This is a genomic window from Ruegeria atlantica (assembly GCF_947495585.1).
In the GTDB taxonomy this organism is placed as follows: Bacteria; Pseudomonadota; Alphaproteobacteria; order Rhodobacterales; family Rhodobacteraceae; genus Ruegeria; species Ruegeria atlantica_G.
Genome location: NZ_CANLZK010000001.1, coordinates 837,532 through 863,561 on the forward strand (window position 1 = coordinate 837,532; position 26,030 = coordinate 863,561).

23 protein-coding genes are annotated in these 26,030 nt (G+C 58.0%); 11 read left to right on the forward strand and 12 right to left on the reverse strand.

All coding sequences use genetic code 11. From position 1 onward, the window contains the following. Positions 1 to 133 precede the first annotated feature (133 nt). From pgi to zwf, 3 genes are read right to left on the reverse strand one after another with little or no spacing between them, the layout of a single operon-like run. Complete coding sequence (pgi, locus tag QMP16_RS04105) at positions 134 to 1,747, reverse strand: glucose-6-phosphate isomerase (RefSeq protein ID WP_282151312.1); 1,614 nt, start codon at positions 1,745 to 1,747, stop codon at positions 134 to 136. Positions 1,748 to 1,752: 5 nt separating this feature from the next. Continuing rightward, a complete protein-coding gene (gene pgl, locus QMP16_RS04110) occupies positions 1,753 to 2,424 on the reverse strand; it encodes a 6-phosphogluconolactonase (protein ID WP_282151313.1) in 672 nt (223 codons plus the stop codon). Next, on the reverse strand, positions 2,421 to 3,875 hold the full coding sequence (zwf, locus tag QMP16_RS04115) for a glucose-6-phosphate dehydrogenase (RefSeq protein WP_282151314.1): 1,455 nt from the start codon (positions 3,873 to 3,875) through the stop codon (positions 2,421 to 2,423). The genes pgl and zwf overlap by 4 nt, the downstream gene beginning before the upstream one ends. A gap of 161 nt (positions 3,876 to 4,036) precedes the next feature. On the opposite strand from zwf, the gene QMP16_RS04120 reads away from it, so the two are divergent. Then, positions 4,037 to 4,990 (forward strand): radical SAM protein, encoded by a 954-nt coding sequence (locus QMP16_RS04120; protein ID WP_282151315.1) that lies wholly within the window; start codon positions 4,037 to 4,039, stop codon positions 4,988 to 4,990. Here the strand turns inward: QMP16_RS04120 and QMP16_RS04125 are convergent, their stop codons facing one another. Continuing rightward, entirely contained in the window at positions 4,991 to 5,686 is a 696-nt protein-coding gene (locus QMP16_RS04125; protein ID WP_282151316.1) for a hypothetical protein, read from the reverse strand. A 91-nt stretch (positions 5,687 to 5,777) separates the two neighbouring features. After that, complete coding sequence (locus QMP16_RS04130) at positions 5,778 to 6,047, reverse strand: usg protein (RefSeq protein ID WP_058271768.1); 270 nt, start codon at positions 6,045 to 6,047, stop codon at positions 5,778 to 5,780. A gap of 193 nt (positions 6,048 to 6,240) precedes the next feature. Between QMP16_RS04130 and gyrA the strand changes: the two genes are divergently transcribed. Then, complete coding sequence (gene gyrA, locus QMP16_RS04135; protein WP_282151317.1) at positions 6,241 to 8,970, forward strand: DNA gyrase subunit A; 2,730 nt, start codon at positions 6,241 to 6,243, stop codon at positions 8,968 to 8,970. 17 nt (positions 8,971 to 8,987) lie between these two features. On the opposite strand, the gene QMP16_RS04140 is transcribed toward gyrA, so the two are convergent. The 4 genes from QMP16_RS04140 to QMP16_RS04155 form a co-directional block, all read right to left on the reverse strand. After that, on the reverse strand, positions 8,988 to 10,100 hold the full coding sequence (locus QMP16_RS04140; RefSeq protein ID WP_282151318.1) for a DsbA family protein: 1,113 nt from the start codon (positions 10,098 to 10,100) through the stop codon (positions 8,988 to 8,990). 270 nt (positions 10,101 to 10,370) lie between these two features. Further along, the gene (locus tag QMP16_RS04145; protein WP_282151319.1) at positions 10,371 to 11,840 is read right to left on the reverse strand and encodes a carboxypeptidase M32; all 1,470 of its coding nucleotides are present in this window, start codon (positions 11,838 to 11,840) and stop codon (positions 10,371 to 10,373) included. A 5-nt stretch (positions 11,841 to 11,845) separates the two neighbouring features. Further along, on the reverse strand, positions 11,846 to 12,991 hold the full coding sequence (gene ctaA / locus QMP16_RS04150) for a heme A synthase (protein WP_282151320.1): 1,146 nt from the start codon (positions 12,989 to 12,991) through the stop codon (positions 11,846 to 11,848). Between the two features lie 62 nt (positions 12,992 to 13,053). Further along, positions 13,054 to 13,797, reverse strand: coding sequence for an RNA methyltransferase (locus tag QMP16_RS04155; protein ID WP_282151321.1), 744 nt, complete (start codon positions 13,795 to 13,797; stop codon positions 13,054 to 13,056). Between the two features lie 153 nt (positions 13,798 to 13,950). On the opposite strand from QMP16_RS04155, the gene QMP16_RS04160 reads away from it, so the two are divergent. The 4 genes from QMP16_RS04160 to QMP16_RS04175 all read left to right on the forward strand — a co-directional run bounded on the left by QMP16_RS04160 (position 13,951) and on the right by QMP16_RS04175 (position 17,175). Further along, positions 13,951 to 14,571, forward strand: coding sequence for a thiamine phosphate synthase (locus QMP16_RS04160; protein ID WP_282151322.1), 621 nt, complete (start codon positions 13,951 to 13,953; stop codon positions 14,569 to 14,571). Between the two features lie 54 nt (positions 14,572 to 14,625). Beyond that, positions 14,626 to 15,519 carry a PfkB family carbohydrate kinase gene (locus tag QMP16_RS04165; protein WP_113790158.1) on the forward strand — a complete coding sequence of 298 codons (894 nt, stop codon included), beginning with the start codon at positions 14,626 to 14,628 and terminating at the stop codon, positions 15,517 to 15,519. Then, positions 15,516 to 16,430, forward strand: coding sequence for a pseudouridine-5'-phosphate glycosidase (locus QMP16_RS04170; RefSeq protein ID WP_282151323.1), 915 nt, complete (start codon positions 15,516 to 15,518; stop codon positions 16,428 to 16,430). The genes QMP16_RS04165 and QMP16_RS04170 overlap by 4 nt, the downstream gene beginning before the upstream one ends. Positions 16,431 to 16,497: 67 nt before the next feature. Continuing rightward, positions 16,498 to 17,175 (forward strand): DUF502 domain-containing protein, encoded by a 678-nt coding sequence (locus QMP16_RS04175; RefSeq protein ID WP_282151324.1) that lies wholly within the window; start codon positions 16,498 to 16,500, stop codon positions 17,173 to 17,175. On the opposite strand, the gene QMP16_RS04180 is transcribed toward QMP16_RS04175, so the two are convergent. Beyond that, positions 17,176 to 18,201 carry a patatin-like phospholipase family protein gene (locus QMP16_RS04180; RefSeq protein ID WP_282151325.1) on the reverse strand — a complete coding sequence of 342 codons (1,026 nt, stop codon included), beginning with the start codon at positions 18,199 to 18,201 and terminating at the stop codon, positions 17,176 to 17,178. Between the two features lie 64 nt (positions 18,202 to 18,265). After that, positions 18,266 to 19,039, reverse strand: coding sequence for a 3-hydroxybutyrate dehydrogenase (locus tag QMP16_RS04185; RefSeq protein WP_282151326.1), 774 nt, complete (start codon positions 19,037 to 19,039; stop codon positions 18,266 to 18,268). 293 nt (positions 19,040 to 19,332) lie between these two features. Between QMP16_RS04185 and QMP16_RS04190 the strand changes: the two genes are divergently transcribed. Both QMP16_RS04190 and QMP16_RS04195 read left to right on the forward strand, forming a co-directional pair. Next, positions 19,333 to 21,147, forward strand: a complete 1,815-nt coding sequence (locus QMP16_RS04190) for an extracellular solute-binding protein (RefSeq protein ID WP_282151327.1) — start codon at positions 19,333 to 19,335, stop codon at positions 21,145 to 21,147. A gap of 469 nt (positions 21,148 to 21,616) precedes the next feature. Continuing rightward, positions 21,617 to 21,853: a hypothetical protein gene (locus QMP16_RS04195; protein ID WP_058271932.1), complete on the forward strand. Its 237-nt coding sequence runs from the start codon at positions 21,617 to 21,619 to the stop codon at positions 21,851 to 21,853. On the opposite strand, the gene QMP16_RS04200 is transcribed toward QMP16_RS04195, so the two are convergent. After that, positions 21,842 to 22,465, reverse strand: coding sequence for a helix-turn-helix domain-containing protein (locus tag QMP16_RS04200; protein ID WP_058271780.1), 624 nt, complete (start codon positions 22,463 to 22,465; stop codon positions 21,842 to 21,844). The genes QMP16_RS04195 and QMP16_RS04200 overlap by 12 nt on opposite strands. A gap of 65 nt (positions 22,466 to 22,530) precedes the next feature. On the opposite strand from QMP16_RS04200, the gene QMP16_RS04205 reads away from it, so the two are divergent. The 3 genes from QMP16_RS04205 (at position 22,531) to QMP16_RS04215 (ending at position 25,988) form a co-directional block, all read left to right on the forward strand. Then, a complete protein-coding gene (locus QMP16_RS04205; protein WP_282151328.1) occupies positions 22,531 to 24,048 on the forward strand; it encodes a class I adenylate-forming enzyme family protein in 1,518 nt (505 codons plus the stop codon). Then, a complete protein-coding gene (locus QMP16_RS04210; RefSeq protein ID WP_282151329.1) occupies positions 24,045 to 24,704 on the forward strand; it encodes a DsbA family oxidoreductase in 660 nt (219 codons plus the stop codon). Before QMP16_RS04205 ends, QMP16_RS04210 begins: the two co-directional genes overlap by 4 nt. Positions 24,705 to 24,779: 75 nt before the next feature. After that, positions 24,780 to 25,988, forward strand: a complete 1,209-nt coding sequence (locus QMP16_RS04215) for a multidrug effflux MFS transporter (RefSeq protein WP_282151330.1) — start codon at positions 24,780 to 24,782, stop codon at positions 25,986 to 25,988. Positions 25,989 to 26,030 lie beyond the last annotated feature (42 nt).

Here is a 26,030-nt window from a genome sequence, read left to right on the forward strand (position 1 = left end):
GCCTGATGCCACCTGCCCGCATGCGCAAAGCAAAGTGTTCAGTGCGTTCCCTAGAACAGACCCTGCCAATCATTTAATTGTCTGACAATAAAAGAATGCGGCTTGCCTTCACGGCAGACCGCAAAAAACCGCGTTACTGATCGCGGTGGCGCATTGCATAGGCAACCAAGGCAGCGGTCGAGCCGTCCTTGCCAGTCGCGCTTTCTTCTCCGTCCACGATCGGGCCGAGAGATGTGGCAAGTTCCTTGCCCAGCTCAACGCCCCACTGGTCGAACGAGTTGATGCCCAATAGGACGCCCTCGACAAACACACGATGTTCGTAAAGCGCGATGATCTGGCCCAGAACAAACGGCGTGAGCATTGGATACATCAACGTTGTCGAAGGACGGTTGCCCGGAAAAACGCGGTGACGGGCTTGCCGTTCCAGCTCGTCCCCTTCCAGCCCCTTTTCCGCCATTCGTTGTCGCGCTTCACCCAAGGATCGACCGCGCATCAGCGCTTCGGACTGCGCCAGGCAATTGGCCAGCAACAAACGGTGATGGTGGGTCAATTCCGGTTCGTGCCCTTCGGCCGCGACCATAAACTCACAGGGGATCACGTCGGTGCCCTGATGGATTAGTTGATAGAACGCATGCTGCCCGTTGGTGCCCGGCTCACCCCAGACGACGGGACCCGAGGGTACGGTCAGAGTGTTGCCGTTCATGGCAACAGATTTGCCGTTCGACTCCATCTCGAGCTGTTGAAAATACGCTGGCAATCTCAGCAGGCGCTGATCATAAGGCAGCACGGCCCGGCTGGCATGACCCAGAACCTGACGATGCCAAATGCCGACCAAAGCCAGCATGACCGGCATGTTTTCGATCCAGTCGGCGGCGCGAAAGTGGACGTCCATCGCCTCTCCACCACGCAGGAACGCGTCAAAAGCATTCGACCCTACAGCGATCATTACCGGCAGGCCCACCGGGCCCCAGACCGAATAGCGCCCGCCGACCCAATCGGCAAAACCGAACACACGCTCTTCGGGGATGCCAAAGGCTTGGGTCTTGTCCAGCGCGCTGGACACGGCGGCAAACTGCTTGCTCGGATCGCCGCCGCCATCTTCCATCCACGCCCGTGCCGTTCGGGCGTTGGTCATCGTTTCGATTGTCGTGAAGGTCTTGGAGGCAACAATCACCAGTGTCCGCGTTGGATCAAGCTGGCGCAGCGTATCGGCGATATGTGCACCGTCCACATTCGAGACATAGTGCAGTCTTGGTCCATCATGATACGGGGACAGCGCATGCGTCGCCATCACTGGGCCCAAATCCGAACCACCGATCCCGATATTGACCACATCGGTAAAGGCGCCCCCTGCCCCGGTGACCGCGCCGCCACGCACCTCTTCTGCAAAGACGCGCATCCGTTGCAACGTGTCCAGAACGTCGGGCATGACGTCCAACCCATCAACTTCGACAGGACCACCGTCCAGATTGCGCAGCGCAGTGTGCAAAACCGCGCGACCTTCGGTTTCGTTGATCTTTTCCCCGTCGAACATCGCCGCGCGGCGCGAGGCCAGACCCGCCTCATCACACAAAGCGATCAGAGCATTTCGGACCTCATCCGTGATCTGAGTTTTGGAGTAATCAAACAGCAGGTCGCCGGTCGATGCCGAAAATCTCTGCGCGCGGTTCGGATCGGTTTCAAACAGACCCAGGATGGCTTCGTCCCGAGCGTCGGATGCAAGGTTTTTGAGCGAGTTCAATTGCATCTGCGTTACTCCGCCCAGTGCACTGTCATGCCGGTCAGCGTAGCGGCGATCGGGGCCTCTTCTGGTGGCAGCGACATGGCCTTGTCCAACGCGTCGCGTTTGGCGGCGCCATAAATGATCAGGTGTTTTGACAGCGCGCCGTCCAGCACCGGGCCGGTCAGCGTGATCCGCGCCTCGGGCTGGGTTTCGGTGCGCGCAACCGCAAGAATGGGCGCATGGCTGTCCAACGCAGCCTCAAGCCCCTGCATCCCTGGAAACAGTGACGCGGTGTGCATATCCTCACCCATCCCCAATACCAAAACCGACAATGGCAAAACCGGCGCGATCAGGTTTTCGATTTCCGGCAGGACATCGTCGGGTTCCTTACCCTCAAGATACAGCGGCACATACTGGGCAACCGAAGCCCGGTTCGTCAGCAGGCGCTGCCGGATCAGCCGTTCGTTGGATCGATCACTGTCACCCGGAACACAGCGCTCATCGGTCGGCAAAACCCGCACCCGGTCCCATGCCAGATCGGCCGCGCAAAGACCGTCGAAGACCGGCCCCGGCGTCGTACCGCCCGGCACGGCCATTGAGACCGTGTCGTGATGCAGCAAGGCAGCCTCCAACTCTCCGGCCAAGGCGTTTGCGACATCAATTGCCAGCATGTCGCGATCAGCATATTCCTGAATCTTCATGGGTTTATTCCTTGCCAGCGGCGACCATCTCGTTTCATCAACAGCTCGGCGTCGCCCGGGCCTGTGCTGCCGCTTTCATATGGTTTTGGTACGTCACCGCGCGCGTGCCAGCCCGCGATGATCGGGTCGGTCCAAGCCCATGCGGCCTCGACCTCATCCCCGCGCATGAACAGGGTCTGGTTGCCTCGGATCACATCCATCACCAGCCGCTCATATGCATCCGGGGGGTCTTGGTTTCCCGACCCTAGCGCCTCGGCGAAGCTCATGTCTAAGGGCACATCGACCAGACGCATACCGCCCGGCCCCGGTTCCTTGATCGTCACCTTCAGCGTTATACCTTCGTTCGGTTGCAAGCGGATCGATAGGACATTGGCGTGGCGTCCGGCCTCTTCGCCAAAAATCGAATGCGGCGCATCCTTGAACATCACATTGATCACCGAAGACCGCGCCACTAGACGCTTACCCGTGCGCAAGTAGAACGGCGTACCCGCCCACCGCCAATTGCTGATGTGCGCCCGCAGCGCCACATAGCTTTCGGTGGTCGAGCGCGGATTGCCCACAATCTCGCGGTATCCTTTTCCGTTGCCACCACCATCGAACTGTCCACGCACGATATGGTGTGGCTGGACCTGGTCCAACGCCCGAATAACTTTGAGTTTTTCGTCCCGCACAGCGTCCGGATCAAACTTTGCCGGCGGCTCCATCGCGATCAGGCACAGCAACTGCATCAGGTGATTCTGCATCATGTCGCGCATGGCACCTGCGCGCTCATAATACTCTTCCCGCCCGTCGATACCTACGGATTCGGCCACCGTGATCTGGATGTGATCAACATACTGGCTATTCCACAGCGGTTCGAACAGCATATTGCCAAAGCGGACGGCCATTAGGTTCTGGACGGTTTCCTTACCCAGATAGTGGTCGATCCGGTAGATCTGGCTCTCCCGAAAATGCTCAGCCAAGGTCGCGTTTAACGCCCGCGCACTCTCCAGATCGTGGCCAAAGGGTTTTTCAACGACGATCCGCGTGCTTGGCGTTGCAAGATCATGCGCTTTGATCCTTTCGGCCAAAGGCCCGAACAGGCGCGGACCGACCGAGAAATAGAACGCGCGCACCCGATCTTGGTTCAGCTTGTCAGAAAGCTGATCCCAGCCCTCATTCGAATATCCGTCGAGGGTCACATAATCGACGCGGTCCAGAAACGCGCGCAATGCGCCCTCGTCCCGGCATTGCGCAGTCGCATGGGTTCGCAGCGATTCGGCGACCATTGCCTGAAACCCCGCGCGGTCGTGGACCGTGCGCGCCGCGCCTATGATTTGCACACCTTCGGCCCACTGCCCTGAGCAAAAGCGCCGAAACAGGGCCGGTAGAATCTTACGTTGCGCCAAATCACCGGTCCCGCCAAAAATGACGAGATCGAACGGATCAACAGGTATGACGCGAGAAACCATGGTTTTTCCTTATCTTGCCCCGCCGGGCATGTCCAATGTTAGCGCAATCGGTCAGCGTAAATCCCCCATTATCAAAACTCTGTCAGGTCGCACTTGCCTGACTTAACTAATCCGAGTCGAGCAGCTACATCAGAAGTAACTTCAAAGAACCGGATACCGGAATGAAAGACAACGCGCCTCAGACCGCCAATATCGGCAAATTTCAGAACAAATTGGTGACAGCAGATGGGCAGACCCGCGCTTCCGTGGCGTTGAAAAACCCCGAGACGTTGTGGTTCAATACCGGCACTCTTTGCAACATCGAATGCGTCAACTGCTACATCGCCAGCAGTCCAACCAACGACGCGCTGATCTATATCACCACCGAAGAGGTGCGCGACTACTTGGACCAGATCGAAGAACGCGACTGGCCGGTGCGTGAGATTGGGTTCACCGGGGGCGAGCCTTTTATGAACCCCGAAATGATCGACATGACTCGTGTCGCGTTGGAACGCGGCTATGAGGTTTTGATCCTTACGAATGCGATGCTGCCGATGATGCGCCGCAAGATGCGCGAGGGGTTGCTGGATCTGAAGCGCAACTATGGAAACAAGCTGACACTTCGCGTTTCCTTGGACCACTATCGCCCCGAACTGCATGACGAGGAACGCGGCAAAGGCAGCTTTGACAAGACCATCACCGGAATGGAGTGGTTGCGCGACAACGGGTTCAATATCGCCATCGCCGGTCGCACGGTCTGGGGCGACAGCGACGCCGACAGCCGCGCCGGGTATGAGGCGTTTTTCAAGCAGCACAACTTTGACATCGACGCACAGAATCCCGGCCAGACCGTTTTGTTCCCCGAGATGGACGAAACCGTCGAAGTCCCCGAAATCACAACTGCTTGCTGGGGCATTCTGGATAAAGCACCCGAGGCTGTAATGTGTTCGAATGCCCGCATGGTGGTCAAACGCAAAGGCGCAGAACGGCCTACCGTTCTGGCCTGTACCCTACTGCCGTACGAGCCTGAGTTTGAAATGGGCACCACACTGGCCGAGGCCGAGGCCGACGTGCACCTCAACCACCCACATTGCGCAAAGTTCTGCGTTCTAGGCGGCGCCAGCTGCTCGGGCTGATCAGTTCAGCTCGGGCGATTTCCAGTATTTTGTGCCTGACGCCCCAGCCGAAACGCGCCAGCCCTTTTTGCTGAGCACAAAGAACGACCGCCCGTCTATGAACCTGAGCGTCTCATCGGTGCGCTCATCTCCATACATCGCGCCGGATTCCGCAGTCGCGTCGTAACCTTGCGTGATAAAACTGTCCAAATCTGCTTGGGTTTCAAACAGGATCACGAATTTGGTTTCGAACCCGCCGATACCGATCGCCGCGCCCACGCCGCCGGTTCCCATATTCATATAGGTGTGCTGACCAGTCTCTTTGTTCACGGCAACACCGCGCCCGTACCCTGCGGACACCGGGAAAACTGTCACTTTGCGGGAATCGAACGCAGCATATCCCGCACTGACATCATATAGCGCTTGTGCTTCGGGATTTTCGGCAAGTAACTGCGCCAACACATCGACGGCCATGACATCCAGCTTCGCGCGGGTCTCTTCGGGCGTCGCCTCGTTGGACAGCAAATCAGAGGTGGACGTGATGGTTTCGTCAACCGCGTTCGCCCCTTTTTCGAGTGTCTGCCCGACGGTTTCTGCCCCGCGTCCGACAGCATTAGCCGTATTTTCAGCGCCCTTCTTGATTTTATCAAGGACACCTTCGGCCGACACAGGCCCGGCTAGGCAGATGGCAACTGCTATCAAAAAAACTCTGGGCATTCCGTGTTTCCGCTTGTGGCCAATGACTTCGCCGCCACGATACCGGATGCACCGGAAATGTATATGGGTTTGGGCCTGATGCGCCCGGGCGTCAATTCACTCGGAATTCGCCTACCACGTTGCGCCATTCCCCGGGCGCGATCATTTTTCGATGTGTAAACCGCACGGAATGCAGCGGTCCTTCGATCTCTCGCTGCCAGAATTCAATAAAATCGAATAGTTTGGGATGATCCGGCGCAAGGTCGTATTCTTGCCAGATAAATGTATTGAGCACGTGAATATAGTCGGGCATGTGATAGAAAAATTCGGCCGTTGTCAGCCCATACCCCTTGAGCATCAGTTCTGTTTCGCTTTGCTCCATGCAGACCTCCAAAATTGTTGCAAGGTCTCTTCAGCATAACACAGAAACCACCTAACCCTTGGTTAACAATATGTTACCCCAGTGTTACGGGTGTTTTTTGCCCAGATTGCGCTGCTTGCTTGCACCTTATGTGCCGGGTCTGATAAGGTACATCCACAAGATATAGACCCAGCACAATAAACGGGCAGGTTACGTGAGCGATACGCCAGAAACCCCAGAAAACATAGATGAAACACCGCCCCAGCGTCCCGTATATGACGGCCCGACGGTATCCATCGAATCCGAGATGCGCACGTCCTATCTGGACTATGCGATGTCGGTCATCGTGTCCCGCGCGATCCCCGATCTGCGCGATGGCCTGAAACCGGTGCACCGGCGCATCCTCTATGCCATGCACGAGACGGGCAATACCCACGACAAGTCATACCGCAAATCGGCCCGTCCGGTTGGCGATGTCATGGGTAAGTACCACCCGCATGGTGACAGCGCGATCTATGACGCGCTGGTGCGGATGGCGCAGGATTTCTCGATGTCGCTGCCGCTGCTAGATGGTCAGGGCAACTTTGGCTCCATGGACGGCGATAACCCGGCGGCCATGCGCTATACCGAAGTGCGGATGGACAAGCCCGCCGCATCTCTGTTGGCCGATATTGAAAAAGAAACGGTCGATTTTCAGGACAACTATGACGGCAAGGACCGCGAACCAACGGTTCTTCCCGCCCGTTTCCCGAACATGCTGGTCAACGGTGCCGGTGGTATCGCCGTCGGCATGGCAACCAACATCCCACCGCACAACCTTGGCGAAGTCATCGACGCAACGCTGGCGCTGATAGATGAACCGGATCTGACATCCGAACAGCTGATCGAATATATCCCCGGCCCTGATTTCCCAACCGGTGGTGTGATGTTGGGCCGTTCCGGCGCGCGCAAAGCCTATCTGGAAGGGCGCGGTAGCGTCATAATCCGCTCCAAGACCCGCGTCGAGGAAATCCGCAAGGACCGCTACGCCATCGTCGTTGACGAGATCCCCTATCAGGTGAACAAGGCCTCGATGATCGAAAAGATCGCCGAAGCCGTTCGCGAAAAACGCATCGAAGGCGTCAGCCACGTTCAGGACGAATCCGACCGCAATGGGGTGCGTGTCGTGGTCGAACTCAAACGTGATGCGACGCCCGAAGTTGTTTTGAACCAGCTTTTCCGTTTCTCGCCGATGCAGACCTCGTTTGGCTGCAACATGTTGGCGCTGAATGGTGGCCGGCCAGAGCAGTTGACCCTGCGCCGATTCCTGACCTCCTTTATTGACTTCCGTGAAGATGTCGTCGCCCGTCGCACTGCGTACGACCTGCGCAAGGCCCGCGAACGCAGCCACATCCTGTGTGGCCTAGCCGTGGCCGTGTCGAACGTTGATGAGGTGGTCGCCACAATCCGGTCATCCGCTGACGCGGCGCAAGCGCGAGAAAAGCTGATGACCCGCCGCTGGCCTGCGGCTGAGATCGAAAGTTATCTGCGCCTGATCGACGATCCTCTGTCCAAGATGAACGACGACGGCACCTATAACCTGACCGAAGTTCAGGCCCGCGCCATCCTCGACCTGCGTCTGCAGCGACTGACTCAAATCGGTGTCAAAGAGGTTACGGACGAGCTGGAAGAACTGGCAGGTAAGATCCAGGAATACCTCGATATTTTGTCCTCGCGAGAGCGCATCATGTCGATCATCGGAGATGAGCTGCGCAGCGTTCGTGAACAGTTTGCCGTGCCCCGTCGCACCGAGATCGTCGATTGGTCCGGCGACATGGAAGACGAGGACCTGATCGAACGTGAGGATATGGTCGTGACCGTCACGTCGGGCGGCTACATCAAGCGTACGCCGCTGGCCGATTTCCGCGCACAAAAGCGCGGCGGCAAGGGCCTGTCGGGGATGCAGACCAAGGAAGAGGATGTTGTCACCAACCTCTTCGTGGCCAACACACACACGCAACTGCTGTTCTTCACGACGGATGGCATGGTCTACAAGCTCAAGACCTGGCGCCTGCCGCAGTCGGGGCGCACAGGTAAGGGCAAGGCAATCGTCAACATCCTGCCGATCCCAACCGGTGTTTCCATCGCCGCGATCATGCCGGTGGATGTACCCGATGAAGAATGGGAAAACCTTCAAATCATCTTCGCCACCAGCGCGGGCGACGTGCGTCGTAACCGCTTGTCGGACTTCACCAATGTCCGACGCAACGGCAAGATCGCAATGAAACTGCCCGAAGATGTTGAGCTGGTGAACGCCCGCATCTGCTCGGAAGATGAAGATGTGATGCTGGTCACCAATTCGGGCCGTGCGATCCGCTTCCGCACCACCGATGTGCGGGTATTCAATTCGCGCGAATCCACCGGTGTACGCGGTATCAGGCTGTCCAATGGCGACCGCGTGGTTTCGATGTCGGTGATCCGCCATTTCGAGGCGACCCCCGAAGATCGTGTGGCTTACCTCAAAATGCGCCGTGCGGTTGCAGGGCTTACCGAAGATGACGCTGGTGACGACGAGGAAGCCGCAGCAAGCAGCGATTTCAACCAGGAGAAGTATGCCGAGATGTCGGCCGCCGAAAACCTGATCCTGACAATCACGGCGGGCGGCGCAGGCAAGCTGAGCTCCAGCCACGACTATCCTGTACGCGGACGCGGCGGGATGGGTGTGGCCGCCATGGACAAGGCGATGCGTGGTGGCGAACTCGTCGCCTCGTTCCCGGTCGATATGGAAGATCAGATCATGCTGGCGACGTCCAAAGGCCAATCGATACGAGTGCCGGTTGATGGGATTTCGTTCCGCTCCCGCTCGGCCGGTGGCGTGAAGGTCTTCAACACCGGCAAAGGCGAAGTGGTCGTCAGTGTTGCCTGGATCGCCGATCAGGGCGACGAGGACGAAGCGGAAGAGTAACCGACAGATCCATAACATTATTCAGGCGTTACACTTTCGGGTGTGGCGCCTTTTTTTATCAAAAGGTCTTCGATTGCCCAAAGGCGATCCTGTCCCCAGACACTTTCCCCGGCGACGCGGAAACTTGGGACACCCCATAGCCCGATCTCTTGCAGACGGTCCTGATTGACCGCTACCCGATCTCTCCAACGATCTGAACTAGCGTGCGGTTTCGCACTCTGCCAATCCAACCCCGCGTTTTCGATGATAGTCCGAAGCCCCCGATCGGTTGCTGCATTCAGACCCTCGGACCAAACGCCGCGCAGGAAGGCGGAACAGAACTCAGGCAATTTTTCCTGCGCTTCGGCATAATCCAGTAAGGCATAACCACGCTCGACCCCTTTGCCCAAAGGATCACAGATACGCCCAAACGGGATCCCCAACCGCCGCGCTTCGCGCATGCAATCATAAAGGATGTAGGAAGACTTGGGTGGAGGGACGGGTAAACCTCGCATCAACATTGGCAAAACCGGCCTCAGAACCAGCCGTGCGTTGTAGTGGCGTGCCAAGTCGACGGCCCGGTCAAATGCCAGATAAGAATAAGGGCTGCGGAAAGAATAGAAGAACTCAATCTCCTGATCCTGAGACTTCTCTTGGTCCAATTGCACTGAAGGCAAAGACACTATCGGTGACGACCCGCTTCCCAGACCCGCGTGCAGCAACCGGTCTTCGAGATAATGAAGACGATCAACGCCCCAATACCATTCGTCATCGTAGTGAAATGTTCCGCCGAGATAGTGACCCAAATCGGAAAGTTGTTGGTCACCATCCTCGATCAGCGCAGCCGTTAAGGGGTGATCTGAGGACGAAAAACCCTTTCCCGACCAAAGATCTTCGCTGATATCTCGGACATTTTTAACAAAGCTCTCATTCGTCAGTTCGGCTGCCATCTGTTTTTCCGCTGCCGCAATGGAATCCTCGGCAGGAACTGAGCCTTCAGGAGGGCCGAGACCAAGCTTTCGGGCCAGTCTTGCCGCATCTTTGATGGCATTTTGCCGATATGCTGCCGGGTCCGGCAAAGCCTCGGCCGGAGGGCCCGAAATCAGATGCGGGCGCAGCTCGACATCATAGGTGTCTCGAAACTGCTGCAAGACCTGTGCGGTGAGGTGACAGTATGGGTCAGAAACATCATGGAAATAATGGACAACGCGCGGGCGGTTCAGCACGTGATGCTTTGCCTCCAGTACGCGTCTACGCGCCACCAGGCGCGTGTTGCTGGTCAGAATTGACGCTAAGTGTGGTTTGACATGTGTTGCAAAGAACAAGGTGGTTCCTTTGGTAAAACCGGTCGAACCACCCTACCCTCATTCAAGTCAAAACCAATGCACCTACACGGCAACTTGACGAAACGTTTTCTGACCTCAGAGCCCGTATAATTCGCCAAATTTTTGTTCCAGATACCCAAGTAGCGGGTCCGGTCCGGGTTCCATACCGCTTGCACGCTGAATGGTCTCGCGCGGAGTGTAAAGCCCACCGTGTTGCTGGACATTCTCACGCAGCCAATCGGTTGCGCCTGTCGTGTCACCTGCTGCCAGTTGCGCATCCAGTTCCGGCACAGCGTTCCGCAACGCTTGATAAAGGCATCCCGCATAGACATTGCCCAGCGAATAGGTTGGGAAATAACCAAACAGACCCACTGACCAGTGCACATCCTGCAGACACCCGTTTGACGGTGTGTCGACGGCATAACCAAAATCCGCCTTGAAGCGGTCGTTCCACGCAACCTCCAGGTCATTCACCTGCAAATCACCGGCCATCAGTGCGCGTTCCAGATCAAAGCGCAGCATGATGTGGAGGTTGTATTGCACCTCATCCGCCTCGGTGCGGATGTACCCGTTGTGAACACCGTTGACCGTTGCACAGAACGTATCCGGGTCGGAGATGCCAAAATCGCCAAACGCGTCTTTCATTTGGCCAAACAACCAACCGGTAAAGGCACGGGATCGGCCCAGTTGGTTCTCGTAAATCCGGCTTTGGCTTTCATGCACGCCCATCGACACACCCCGCCCCAGCGGCGTCAGGGCATAAGCCGGATCAATCCCCTGTTCATAGGCGGCATGGCCGACCTCGTGGATTGTCGAATAGAAGCAGTTGAACGGATCGGTTTCACTGGTCCGGGTGGTGATCCGAACATCCGAGCCGCTGCCCGAGCTGAACGGGTGAACGGCCTTGTCGATACGGCCTGTATTCAGGTCATACCCGAAAGTGGTTGCCAGTTTTTCCGACAATTGCATCTGTTTCAGCTCATCGAAACTCCCCGTCAAAGCCTGAGGTGCAGGTTCATCCAGAACGGCGGCGCGCAGAGCTACCAGACGCGGGCGCATCTGGTCAAAGATTTCGGCGATCTGCGATCCGGTCGTGTAAGGCTCATAATCCTCAACCATCGCGTCGTAGATATTTCCACCCTGCGCCAGTGCGGCACCTTCTTCACGCTTTAGCGCCACGACCTCATCCAGCACGGGCAAGAAAGCGGCGACATCTTCGTCTGCGCGGGCCTGCGCCCAGGTTCCCTGTGCTGCTGACGTCACGCGCGCAATGGCCGTTGCCAGATCGGCAGGAACCTTGACGGTCCGTTCATAGGACCGGCGGATTTCTCGCAACTGCGCCTGCCCCACCTGATCCTGAGGCTCGGCTTGCTCCAGCCATTCAGCCACACGGGGATCGGATCGGCGCGCGTGCAAAACCGCTTCAATCGCTGCCATTTCCTCGGCCCGCTGCGACGCGCCCCCCCGGGGCATCACCGTTTCCTGATCCCAGCCCAAACGCCCGGCAATTTCGCCGAGAGCCGAGGTTTCGCGCTGAAACACCATCAGATCGTCATATGCACTCATGGAATTCAGGCTCCGCGCAATGAGGTTGCTATTGGGTAAGCGGTCAGGAACCGCGCCCGCAGAATAAGAGTCCAGACGACGACGGCCATGAACTGGTGGAAGATGGCGATCTGCCACGGGGCTGCGTAGATCACGGTCGCGATCCCAATCACCACCTGCAGCGAAAGCGCTGCGAAGGCCGCGTTGAAGGCAAAGCGCGTTTGCGGATGTGCACTAGTGCTGCCGCGCCGCCAGACGACGATGCCGAAGATGAACAGCAGATAGCCCGCGCAACGGTGGATGAACTGAACCAGACCCGGGCTTTCAAAGAAGTTGCGCCACATCGGTTCCAGCATCGCCATGTCAGGCGGCAGAAGCTGACCACCGATCAGCGGCCAATCGGTATAAGACCGCCCGGCGTCGATCCCGGCGACAAGCGCACCAATGAGTATTTGCAAAAAGGCGAAATGCATCAGCCCGGTGGATAGCGAGAACAATTTTGCCTCTTTCGCGCGGCGGGCCTGCATCAGGTCGCGCTCCTCGCGGCCCAGCTCAAAGATGTACCATGCAAGGAATCCGAGAATCACAAATGCCAGCCCCAGATGAATCGCCAGGCGATAACTGGCCACGGCGATCATCCCCTCGCCCTGTGTCACGCCCGAGGCGACCATCCACCAACCGACTGCACCCTGAACACCGCCCAAAAAGCCTGGGATCAACAACTTACCGGTCCAGCCGGTTGGTATTTTCCGCGCTACAAGGAAGCCAAAGAAGCCAAGAGCCCAGACCAGCCCAATCACGCGCCCCAGCTGACGATGGCCCCATTCCCACCAGTAGATGGATTTGAAGTCTCCCAGCTCCATCCATTGGTTCTGAATGCGCCACTGGTCGATTTGCTTGTATTTGTCGAACTCGGCTTGCCAGTCCGCCTCATTCATCGGCGGGATGGCCCCGGTGATCGGCCGCCATTCGGTGATCGACAACCCGCTGTCGGTCAGGCGGGTCAGCCCGCCCACAGCGATCATGCCGACCACCAGCGCAAACAGGATCATCAGCCAAGCGCGAATGGCCTTGCGCGCACCCCCGCGGCCACGATCGATCATACCCGGTTGAACGGCTTGTTGTTTTTCAGTGTCTGAGACGTCTTCGAAGATGCTGCGCTTACCGCTCATGCTGTCCTCTTGTGCCTTGGATTTCGTCGCAAGCTAGGGTGAAGCGGAACATAGGTCCAGCCTCAGCCTTTGTCTTTCCAGCGGACCATCTGCCGCATGACCCCATGCAGCATCTGCACATCCGCCCGCGTCATGCGCATCCGCGACCACAGGTTGCGCAGGTTGGTCTTCATACCCTCGGCCTTTTCGGGCGGATAAAAGAACCCCGCCTCTTCCAGCCGGTCTTCATAGTGTTCGACCAGTTTCTCGACCTCGATGCCCGTGGCCCAGTCGCCCTTGCCCAGATCGGTGGCCTCATGAACCACATCGCCGGTCTGGCGCATCCATTCATAGGCGGTCAGAAGCACGCATTGGCCAAGATTCAGCGAGGCGTATTCCGGGTTCACCGGAACCGAGATGATCGCGTTTGCCTTAGCGATGTCTTCGTTTTCAAGCCCTGCGCGTTCCGGGCCAAACAGAACACAGACCTTTTCACCAGCAGCAACCTTTTCGGCAGCCAGTTGCATTGCGCGTTCCGGGCTGTAGACCGGCTTTGTCAATCCACGCTGCCGCGCCGTGGTCGCAAAAACAAAAGTGCTGTCGGATAGCGCACCGGCCAGTTCGTCGTATAGCTGCGCCTCATCCAACAGACGCCCGGCGCCGCTGGACATCGCCACAGCCTTGGGGTTCGGCCACCCATCCCGAGGCGCCACAATGCGCATCCGATCCAGCCCGAAATTCCACATCGCCCGCGCGGCGGCACCGATGTTTTCACCCATCTGCGGGCGCACAAGCACGAATGAGGGCTGAGATTTATCGCTGGGCATGGCTGTCTCCGAAGGTTCCGCCTGCTCTAATCTGCGCGCACAGGCAGGGCAAGCCATCCGCGCCTTCATTTGGGCCGGAAACCAGCATAAAAGTTTGCTTCCCCGCCGCAATCCGCTAAACCGCGCAAAAGACTGAAAGCGAAGGACGCGCCAATGGACACCCCCGAGCAGCCGCAGATTTACCTGATTACGCCACCGACCATCGAACTGAGCACCTTTACGAACCGTTTGGCCAGCGTGTTGGACGGGGCAGAGATCGCCTGTATCCGATTGGCGCTGGCTGGTGGAGATGAAGACACGATCGCCCGCGCGGCGGATGCCTGCCGTGAGGTTGCCCATGCGCGCGATGTGGCGCTGGTGATCTCGAACCATGTTCTGCTGGCGCAGCGGTTGGGGCTGGACGGGGTGCATCTGGATGACGCCGCGCGCTCGGTCCGGTTTGCACGAAAGGAATTGGGCGCGGAAGCCATCGTTGGCAGCTTTTGCGGTGCGTCCAGCCATGACGGCATGTCGGCTGGCGAGGCCGGTGCGGACTATGTCGCCTTTGGACCAGTGGGCGCGTCAACGCTGGGTGATGGCACAATCGCCGAAATGGATCTGTTCCAGTGGTGGTCTGAGACGATCGAAGTTCCGGTCGTTGCCGAGGGTGGCCTGAACCCCGACCTGGTTCGCGATCTGACCCCCTGCACCGATTTTTTCGGTATCGGGGACGAGATCTGGTCACAGGATGACCCTCTGGCCGCGCTGAAGGGTCTGACCGACGCGATGCGCTGATCGGTGCGAGCGTTAACGCTTGCACCTACGCCGGGGCTGCGGCATGACGACGACATGACACAAAACAGCGACATCCTTTGTATCGGATCGGTTCTTTGGGACGTGATTGGCCGGTCCGCCAGCGCCATGCGGCAAGGGTCGGACGTGCCGGGGCGGATCACCCGCCTACCGGGTGGCGTGGCCATGAACATCGCCATGACACTGGTGCGTTTTGGCATGACCCCCACCCTGCTGACCGCCATCGGGCGCGATCCTGAGGGCGATGAGTTGGCAAATGCCTGTTCCCGACTGGGCATGGTGACGGATCACATTTACCGTTCGCAGGATTTGCCGACCGACCGTTACATGGCGGTCGAAGGGGCCAACGGCCTGATTGCGGCCATTGCCGACGCGCATTCGCTTGAGGCCGCGGGTGCCAAAATCCTGCGTCCACTGATGCACGGGCCGCTAGGGTACGAAAACGAGCCGTTCGAAGGCCCTATCGCGCTGGACGGGAACCTGACCCTGAACTTGCTTGAGGAAATCGCCCAAAGCCCCGCCTTTGCGCGCGCCGATCTGCGTGTGGCACCAGCCTCGCCCGGTAAAGCCGAACGCTTGCTGCCGTTCCTGAAACATGCGCGGGCCACGCTGTATGTGAACCTCGAAGAAGCCGGCATCCTGTGTCAGCGCGAATTCAAGGATTCCGAAAGCGCCGCCAAAGGTCTGCTGGATCGCGGCGCGCTGCGGGTGTTGGTCACCGACGGCGGAAGTTCTGCCACGGTTGGTAATGCGGATGAAATCCTGACCCAAACACCCCCGTCCGTTCTGGTTACCCGCGTAACCGGTGCAGGCGACACATTCATGGCGGCCCACATCGCCTCAGAATCTGACGGAGCATCAAGCGAAGAGGCCCTGGCCCGCGCTTTGCACGCCGCCGCAACTTACGTATCCGGAGAAACCCCACTGTGATCGACATTCAATATTCCGCCGAGGTCCGTGCCGCAAAGGACGCAGGCCAGCCTATCGTGGCGCTGGAAAGCACCATCATCACCCATGGGATGCCCTACCCTCAGAACATCGAGGTCGCGGCACAGGTTGAACAGGACATCCGCGACGCGGGCGCAATTCCGGCAACCATGGCCGTGATTAAAGGCAAACTGCATGTGGGCCTTGAGGCTGATGAGCTGAAAGCGTTGGGTCAGGCGCAGGGCGTCGCCAAGCTGTCGCGCGCTGATATGGCCGCCTGCATGGCAACCGGCGGCACTGGCGCGACCACGGTCGCGGCCACGATGATCGCCGCGCATTATGCTGGGATCGAGGTGTTTGCCACCGGTGGCATCGGCGGGGTGCATCAAGGTGCCGAGACGACCTTTGATATCTCAGCCGATCTGCATGAGCTGGCCCAATCTCCGGTTACGGTTGTGGCCGCGGGCGCAAAAGCCATCCTCGATCTGGCAAAAACGCTCGAGGTTCTGGAAACGCTGGGCGTTCCGGTCATCGCCTACGGGCAAGACGAATTCCCGGCCTTCTGGTCGGCCAAATCCCCTTATGCCGCGCCCCTGCGCATGGACAGTGCCGAGGACATCGCCACGGCGCACGCCACACGCCGCGCGCTTGGCTTGCCCGGCGGCCAGCTTGTTGCCAACCCAATTCCGACCGCCGATCAGATCCCGGCCGAAGAACTGGCTCCCATCATTGCATCGGCACAGGCCGACGCAGACACGCACCGGATCAGCGGCAAGGGCGTCACGCCCTACCTGCTGCAACGGATTTACGAACAGACCGAAGGGCGTTCGCTGACGGCCAATATTGCCCTGGTTCGTAATAACGCGCGACTGGCGGCCGGAATTGCTCGGGCGCTTTCCGACCGAACCGATTGACATAAGCCTATTGTACCAAGGCACCCAACTGCTTAACTAATTTGGCAGAAAACCGCTCAGGACCGCAATGAACACGCCATTTGACGAAGAACCACAACGCCGCCCGGGCCTGTTTTCGCGACTGCGCGCGTCTTTCCTGACGGGCATCGTCGTGATTGCGCCAGTGTGGCTGACCATTTGGCTGATCTGGTCCGTGGTCGGCTGGATCGACAGTGCGGTTCTGCCCATAATTCCACAACGGTTCCAGCCGCAGGAATACGTGGGCATCAACCTGCGCGGCGTCGGCGTTGTCATCTTCCTGATCTTCACTGTTCTGGTCGGATGGATCGCCAAAGGTATTCTGGGCCGGTCCCTGATCCAAATTGCCGAAAATCTTGTCAGCCGGATGCCCGTTGTCCGGTCTGTCTATTCGGGGATCAAGCAGATCTCGGAAACGGTTTTTGCGCAGACTGAACGGTCGTTCGAAAAAGCATGCCTGATCCAATACCCGCGTCGGGGCATCTGGGCGATTGGTTTCGTCTCTACCGCAGCAAAAGGCGAAGTCAGCGAGCGGGCTGAAACCGGGGGTGAACTGCTGGGTGTCTTCGTCCCGACCACGCCCAACCCGACCTCTGGCTTCCTATTGTTCTTCCCGGCCGAGGACGTGATCCTGTTGGATATGACAATCGAGGACGCCGCAAAGCTGGTGATTTCCGCAGGCCTTGTTTACCCCAACGAAAAAGACCCGACGCAGCCGCCCGAGTGATCAGCCAAACATCTCGGGCAGGTCGACGGTGCTGCGTGCGCCAAGATCAGCTTTGTGATCGCCAATGAACCGATGCGCCGCGGCGCGCCCGGCGTCCTTCAGTTTATGCAGTATCACAGGGTTGGGAACCGTCTTGGTTGCCACGGACAAATCGTTCATCAATTCGTCATCCGCGATCATGTGAACAAATACGCGGCTCATCTCTCCGGCCGTCAGCTTGCCGTCCGCCAACAGACGCTGAACAAAATTGATCGCCCGCAGCTCGCGAAACAGGGATGAGTTAAAGCTGATCTCATTGATCCGGTTCTGGATCTGCTGCGGAGTTTTTGGCACCTCATCACGCTCAAGCGGGTTGATGTTCACGACCACGACGTCTTCAGGCAAATCATTGTTAAACAGGGGATAAAGCGCCGGGTTTCCAGTGTAGCCACCATCCCAATATGCCTCAGTCCGGCCCGAGCTGGGGTCAAATATCTCGACGGCCTGAAACAGGCTTGGCAGGCAGGCCGAGGCCAAAATGGCATCCGTTGAAATCTCTTCCCCGGTGAACACCCGGATCTTGCCGCTGCGCACACAGGTCGCGCAGATAAACAACTGGGGTCCCTGATCCGTGCAAATCTCATCAAAGTTGAACCGATCCACAACCGGTTCCAGGGGATTGCGGTAAAACGGACCATAGGCATAAGGCGACACCATTCGCGACCAGGCATCACCAATCGAGAATGGCAGTGAATACTCCATCGACTGGGCAATCTGTGCGGGCTCCAGCGCCTGCATCCAGTTGGCAAGGCGCATATCCCCCACAGCACCCATCCGTGCCCATAGCCCGTCCAGACAGGCCCGCGCGCCGTCGCGTCCGTTGTGCACCATCCCGGATTTGAACGCAGCGCCATTCAGCGCCCCGGCCGAGGTCCCAGTGATGGCCGCGACCTCGATATCCTCTTCGTCCAGCAGCCTGTCCAGAACGCCCCAGGTAAAGGCACCGTGCGCTCCGCCACCCTGCAAAGCCAGATTGATCCGTTTCACCGTCCTGCCCCTTCATCTTTTCCAAAATACTCCGGGGGTGCGGGGGCAGCGCCCCCGTGAAACCTCACAACGCCGTCCAGCCACCATCCACGGAAATCGTCGTACCCGTGATCTGCGCTGCCGCATCCGAGCACAAGAAGATCGCGGTGCCACCCAATTGCTCGACCGTGGCGAATTCTTTCGAAGGTTGCCGTTCAAGCATCACGTTCTTGATCACGTCCTCACGGCTCATGCCGTATTCCTTCATGGTGCCCGGGATCTGCGCTTCGACCAATGGTGTCAGGACGTAACCCGGGCAGATCGCGTTGCATGTGATCGGCTCCTGCGCGGTTTCCAGCGCCACGGTTTTGGTCATACCAACCACTCCGTGCTTTGCCGCGACATACGCAGCCTTGAACGGAGACGCCGTTAACCCATGTGCCGAGGCGATATTCACAATACGTCCCCACCCAGCCTTGCGCATCATTGGCAGCGCGGCGGCCATCGTATGAAAAGTCGAGTTCATGTTGATCGCGATGATCGCATCCCACTTATCGACCGGAAATTGATCAACCGGCGCAACATGCTGAATACCCGCGTTGTTCACCAGAATATCGCATGCCCCCGCCTTTTCGATCAGCGCGCGGCATTCTTCACCTTTAGACATGTCTGCCTTGATATAGCGTGCGCTGGTACCGGTCTCTTTCGAAATCTCGGCGGCCAGTGCATGATCTTCGTCGCGGTCGGTAAATGAATTCAGCACCACGTTGGCCCCGGCCTTCGCCAGCTCACGCGCGACGCCCAATCCGATCCCTGAATTCGATCCGGTGATAATGGCTGTTTTTCCCGAAAGGCTCATGGCCGAACTCCCACAAAATCAACTTTGGCAACACAGTGCCATGCTGCAGCTGCAAAGAAAACGGGGAAACATTCGGGCGGCGCAACCTACGTCAGATCCGAACAAAAAAAACGCCCGCACGAAGCGGGCGTTAAGTTATTGAGGCAGGTTTCATACAGGCAAGAAACCTATCGAGCAGTGCATCCTTTATAAGCAATTCCGTGCCTTCGTCCAAGCTAAAAGTTTGAAAATAAGAAAAATCATCGCTACGATGAATCCCAACAAAATAAGGCCAGAGCAGGATTGTTTCCAAAATGAGCCCCGATTTTCTACGCCCCGTTCGTCCATTGATCGCGGGAATCACTGCACTTTTGAGCACGTCAATTGCCCATGCAGAATCGACCCATGGCATAGCTATGTATGGTGACCCGGCCTTACCACCGGATTTTGTGTCCCTGCCCTACGCAAATCCGGACGCGCCAAAAGGCGGGAAAGTCGTGTTCGGAAATACGGGCGGCTATAACAGTTTGAACCCGTTCGTGCAAAAAGGCAGCTCGCCTTGGCAATTGCGATTTTGGACCCACGAGGGCCTGATGGGTCGATCCTGGGACGAACCTTTCACTCTTTACGGGCTGTTAGCCGAATCAGTTGAGACAGCGCCGGACCGGTCCTGGGTCGAATTCACACTGCGTGAGAACGCCGAATTCTCGGATGGTACGCCAGTCACAGTGGATGATGTCATCTGGTCATATGAGACTTTGGGCACCGAAGGTCATCTGCGTTATCGCGGGCTGTGGGGCAAGATCGACAGCATCGAACAGACCGGTCCCCGCTCGGTGCGCATCACCTTCAACGAGCCCGACCGCGAGCTTGCCCTTATCGCAGGCCTGCGCCCGATCCTGCAGAAAGCCCAGTGGGAAGGTAAAGATTTTGCCAATGCCGGATTGCATGACATTCCGGTCGGAACCGGGCCCTACGTCGTCGACAGCTATGAGGCCGGTAGATACGTGAACCTCAAGCGGAACCCGGATTATTGGGGCACTGACATCCCCTTCCGTAAAGGCACCATGAATTTGGACGAAATGCGGATCGAATTCTATGGCGACGGCACTGTTCTGTTCGAGGCCTTCAAAGCCGGAGAACTGACCGCGATACGTGAATTCAATGCCGACAAATGGGCCAATCAATACAATTTCCCGGCCGTCCAACGCGGCGATGTGGTCAAGACCGAGATCCCACACGGCAAGCCTTCGGGCATGACCGGGTTTGTCATGAACACCCGCAAAGCGCCATTTGCCGACTGGCGTGTCCGCGAGGCGCTGACACTGGCATTCAATTTCGAGTTCATCAACGACACGATTACCGGCAACGCGCAGCCGCGCATCACATCCTATTTCTCGGGCTCGGGTCTGGCGATGCAACCCGGCCCGGCAGGTGGTCGTGTGGAAGAGCTGTTATTGGCGTTCAAGGACGAACTGCCCCCCGGAACGCTTGAAGGCTATACCTTGCCGGAAAGTGACGGATCGGCCCGCAACCGCTCAAACATCCGCGCTGCAACCAAACTGTTGGCTGAGGCTGGCTGGACCATCCAGGACGGCGTGCTGCGTAACGAAAACGGCGATGCTTTTACGCTGACCGTGTTGCTGCAACAGGGCGACACCGAAAGCGAAACAGCTATAGAGATCTACACGCGCGCGCTCGAGCGCCTTGGCATCGCTGTGAACACCGAGCAGGTCGACAGCGCCCAGTTCACCAGCCGTACATCCGAGCTGGATTTCGACATGACCTATTTCCGTCGTGCATTGTCCCTGTCACCCGGTAACGAGCAGCGTCTGTATTGGGGAAGCGAAAACGCGAATACTCCGGGCACGCGCAATTTGATGGGGGTGGCTTCACCCGCTGTGGACGGAATGATTGACGCCATGCTGGCTTCGGAAAGTCATGAGGATTTCGTCGCTGCAACGCGCGCGCTTGATCGTGTGTTGACCGCCGGGCGCTATGTCATTCCGATCTGGAACTTTGATGTGGGCCGGATCGCCCACGCCAAGGAACTCAAGCAGCCGGAAAGCTTGCCGATCTATGGCGATGGACCAGAGTACATGCCGCAGGTTTGGTGGTACGAACAGTAACGGGTCACGCGCGGCACCTAAGCGACGTGGGCGAAAATCGGCGCACGGCCTATTGGCACCGCATATTGCGGGTCGATTTTTTGCCACGCCAACATGTTGCAATTGACCCAACGTCAAGTGTTCCCCTAAAAAACTCACACAAAAAGCTTTACTGACCGGGGTTTAGCGATATAGCTTGTACATATACTGCAGTACGCTGCACGAATTGATTATTGCTTTGAAATTCAAAACGTAACTCTTCGTCCGGTGTGCAGCTCATCGAATTTACGGACCGGCCTCCACTCACTCAAAAATCAGGTCCGTCTGCCCGTTGCGGATAGGCTGCAACGGGCGCTTTCGACCCCGTCAAAAATCAAACCGCCTCCCGATCTCGGGTGCGACATTTTGTCATGCCCGAACGCCCCCACCACCTTCGTACGCTGGTTCTTGGGACGAGCGGTTTGAAACCATGAAAACGGAAAGCTGTCTAATGTTGAAATGGACCGATCTGACGCAAGACTGGAGTGCAATGTATACCCGCGCCAAACGGCGCTTTCCAAACCTGCGGGATCAGGACATGGTGCGGTTAAGCCAAGACCGCAAATGTTTCGAAGCGTATCTGGCTGAACGCCATCAACTGACCATGAACGAAGCCCACGAAGAGCTTGAGGACTTTTTGTTCACGGAAGGTTTGAACCGGGAATTCAGCCGGTCGTTAAGTAAGTGATGTCACCCACAGGATCATTGCATCTTCGTCGCTGACCGAGATTACATTGTGACCCATGCTCCCGTCGTAATAGGCGCTGTCGCCGCGGCGCATTTCGACTGGTTCATAAAACTCGGTATAAAGGCGCACAACACCCGTCAGGACATACAAGAACTCTTCGCCGTCGTGGCGGACCCAGCCGTCGAACTCATCCATTGACCGCGCGCGGACACGGGCCCGATAGGGCAACATCTGCTTTTTTGTCAGCGTTTCGGCCAGCAGTTCATGTTCATAGGTGGTTGTGGGATGGGCAGACCCTTCGCCCATGCGCGTCACGGCCATCCGGCCGATCACCTGGTCCCGCTGTGGCGCCGTAAACAGCTGCGGCACCGAAATCTCAAGACCGGTCGCAAGCTTTTTCAGCGCGTCATAGGTGGGCGACATCTGACCGTTTTCGATCTTGCTGAGTGTTGAACGCGCCAAACCGGCCTGCGTGGCCGCCTGTTCAAGCGTCCATTTCCGCGCTTTCCGCAGCTCGCGCACACGCGCGCCGAGGTCCAGTGGTTCAACTTCCGTATGTTCGCCCGAGTCCCGGGCAATGCGGATCAGAGATGTCTGGTCTTGGGTGCTCATGCGTCATTCTATAGGCGCAGCCCGTCGCGCTTGCAACGCAGCAGTGGTCGCGCTAGCCAGTTGCCATGCTTTCTATTTTTGATCAGGGGCCGCCGCCGGCCTGCCCGTCTCCGTTCAATCTGGCAGCGCATGTACTGCGCTGTGCGGACAGGCTTTCGGACAAGACCGCCCTGTCCGTCGTGGGTTCCACGGATGCCCGGAATTGGACGTATCGCGAGTTGCAGCAGGCCATTCTGGGCACTGGCACAGGGTTGTTGAATGCCGGTTTAAAGCCCGGCGATATCGCGTTGATGCGGCTTGGGAACACGGTCGATTTCCCGATTGCCTATCTCGGAGCGATTGCTGTCGGCATCATCCCGGTCCCAACATCATCGCAGCTGACCGAGCCGGAAACAGAGCGCATGATCAAGGACCTCAGGCCTGCCGCCATTCTGCGTGACCCACAGGTTGCGTGCGCCGCGCACCCGATTCAGATAGATCTGTCCGATTTGGCCGGAATGCGTGATCTGCCTGCTGCTGAGTTTCAAATGGGTGACCCGGAACGGATGGCCTATGTCGTCTATACTTCGGGCACATCGGGAAAACCGAGGGCTGTGGCCCACGCCCATCGTGCCATCTGGGCGCGTCAGATGATGGTGGATGGCTGGTACGGGCTGCGTGAAACCGATCGCCTGTGTCACGCGGGCGCGTTCAACTGGACCTATACCTTGGGCACCGGTCTGATGGATCCGTGGACCATTGGCGCAACGGCTCTTATCCCGGCGCCTGGCACCGATCTGGACGCACTACCTACCCTGCTACGCCATCATCAAGTCACCATCTTTGCTGCAGCACCGGGCGTATTCCGTAAGGTGGTGAACTCAACAGACGACCTCGACCTGCCGGAATTGCGGCATGGGTTATGCGCCGGAGAAAAACTGTCACGGCATCTGCATGAACAGTGGACGCAAGCGACCGGCACTGAACTCTACGAAGCTTATGGCATGTCCGAGTGTTCGACTTTCATTTCGTCCAGCCCGGCGCATCCAGCGTGGTCCGATGCATTGGGACAGCCGCAGCCTGGCCGCCGTGTGGCCATCCTGGGACCTGACGGTCCCGTACCTCAGGGTCAGGAAGGCACCATTGCCGTACACAGGTCCGACCCCGGCCTGATGCTGACCTATCTCAACGCCCCGGAAGAGGCCGAAGCCCGGATGCAGGACGGCTGGTTCCTGACCGGCGATCAAGGGGCCATGGCCGTGGATGGCCAGATCACCTATCTAGGCCGCGATGACGATATGATGAATGCAGGCGGCTATAGGGTGTCACCGGTTGAGGTCGAGGCGGCGCTGTCCCGATTTCCTGGCATCGCACAGGTCGGGGCTGCGGCAGTCGAGGTTAAACAGGACACATTTGTGATAGCAGCCTTCTATACAGGACCGGAAAAGCTGGACGACGACGCCCTGCGCACCTATGTCGAGGCAAATCTGGCGCGCTATAAGCAACCGCGCGCCTTTATCCATCTGCCTGAACTGCCCACCGGCGGGAACGGGAAACTTCTGCGCCGGGCGCTGCCGGCCTATTTCAAGGCGACCAACCCATGACCGAGACCGTCAAGCTTGATATCATGTCCGACCCGATCTGCCCGTGGTGCTATATCGGCAAAACCCATCTGGACAAGGCGCTGGCGGCGATCCCGGACCATCCGTTTGTGATCGAATGGCATCCATTCCAATTAAACCCCGACATGCCGGATGCCGGGATGGATCGCCGCGAGTATCTCGAACGCAAGTTCGGGGGCAAGGAAGGCGCGGTGCGTGCCTATGCTCCGGTCGTTGATCATGCTGAGAATGCAGGTCTTAAGATCGACTTCGAAGGTATGAAGCGCACGCCCAACACTCTGGACGCGCACCGCCTGATCCATTGGGCCGGGATTGAAGGCAAACAGAATGCCGTGGTCGATGCCTTGTTCGATGCCTATTTCGTGCAGGCCCGCGATATCGGCGATCATGAGGTTCTGGCGGATATTGCCGACAATGCGGGCATGGACGCCGCAGTCGTTCTAAAACTGCTGAAATCCGATGCCGATCGCGAGGATATCAGCAACCGTGACAGCCATTCCAGGCAAATGGGCGTCAGCTCTGTCCCGACGTTCATCGTTGCCAATCAACATGCCGTCCCCGGGGCGCAACCCCCTGAAATGTGGGAAAAAGTGATTGCTGAAATCATGTCTCAACTTGAGGCTTCCCCTGCAAATTAGCACAGACCTCTGTGCAATTTGACACCTAGCGTCAACTGATTTGCCGTGATAGCGCGAACAGATCAGGAGGGCGTTATGGCCAATCGCATGTCACGGGGTGAGTTCGTAGCACTTGTCGCAATGATGTTTGCGACAATCGCGTTTTCGATCGATTCCATGTTGCCTGCACTGCCAAATATCGGCGCGCAACTCAGCCCCAACGACGTCAACAAAGCCCAGCTGATCCTGACTTCGTTTGTGTTGGGCATGGGGATTGGCACGTTTTTCACCGGTCCGCTGTCGGACGCCTTTGGCCGCAAACCAGTGATTTACGTCGGATCGGCACTGTATATCATCGCTGCGGCAGCTGCCTGGGCCAGTTCATCACTCGAAATGCTATTGGTCGCCCGTGTCTTCCAGGGGATCGGATGTGCGGCCCCGCGCGTGGTGGCCATGGCAATTATTCGCGACCTGTATTCGGGCCGCGAGATGGCGCGGATTGTATCGATTGCAATGATGATCTTCACCCTGGTACCGGCGATTGCGCCAATGCTTGGTGCCGGCGTGATCGCACTGACCGGATGGCGGGGTATCTTTGCCTCATTCATCCTGTTCTCACTGATAACCATCGTCTGGATGGGCCTGCGCCTTCCGGAACCCTTGTCGGCCGAAAACCGTCGCCCGCTGCGCCTGCCCCTTATACTCGACGCTGCGCGCCAGATGTTCACACATCCAACTGTCCGACTGTCGATCTTGGTTCAGACACTGTGTCTGGGCATGTTGTTCACCATGCTGACGATGGTTCAACCGGTCTACGATGTCATCCACGACAGTGCCGACAGTTTTCCGTTCTGGTTCGGGTTCGTGGCGTTAGTGGCGGGCTCAGCCAGCCTGCTAAACGCGGCACTCGTTATTAAATTGGGCATGCGCCGGATCGTGACATGGGCGTTAGGCGCGCAGGTCCTCTTTACCACAGCCGTCATCGCCCTGAATGCGGCAGACCTTTCGCCCACGCTGTCCTTCGCCGTTTTTGTAAGCTGGCAAACGGCGGTCTTCTTTATGGCAGGCATGACTATGGGCAACCTGAACGCCATCGCGATGGAGCCGATGGGCCATATCGCGGGCATGGCGGCTTCGGTGATCGGGGCAATCTCGACCGTGTTTGCTGCCGCGATTGCAGCCCCCATCGGGCAGATGTTCAACGGGTCCATCACCCCGCTGGCTGTCGGCATCCTGGCCATGAGCGCCGCGGGCTTCGGCCTGATGCTGCATATGGGGCGGATCGAAAACAGGCTGCCAGCCTGATCTGTCCGACGGAAAAAAAGTACGCTAAACTTCCCTGAAACT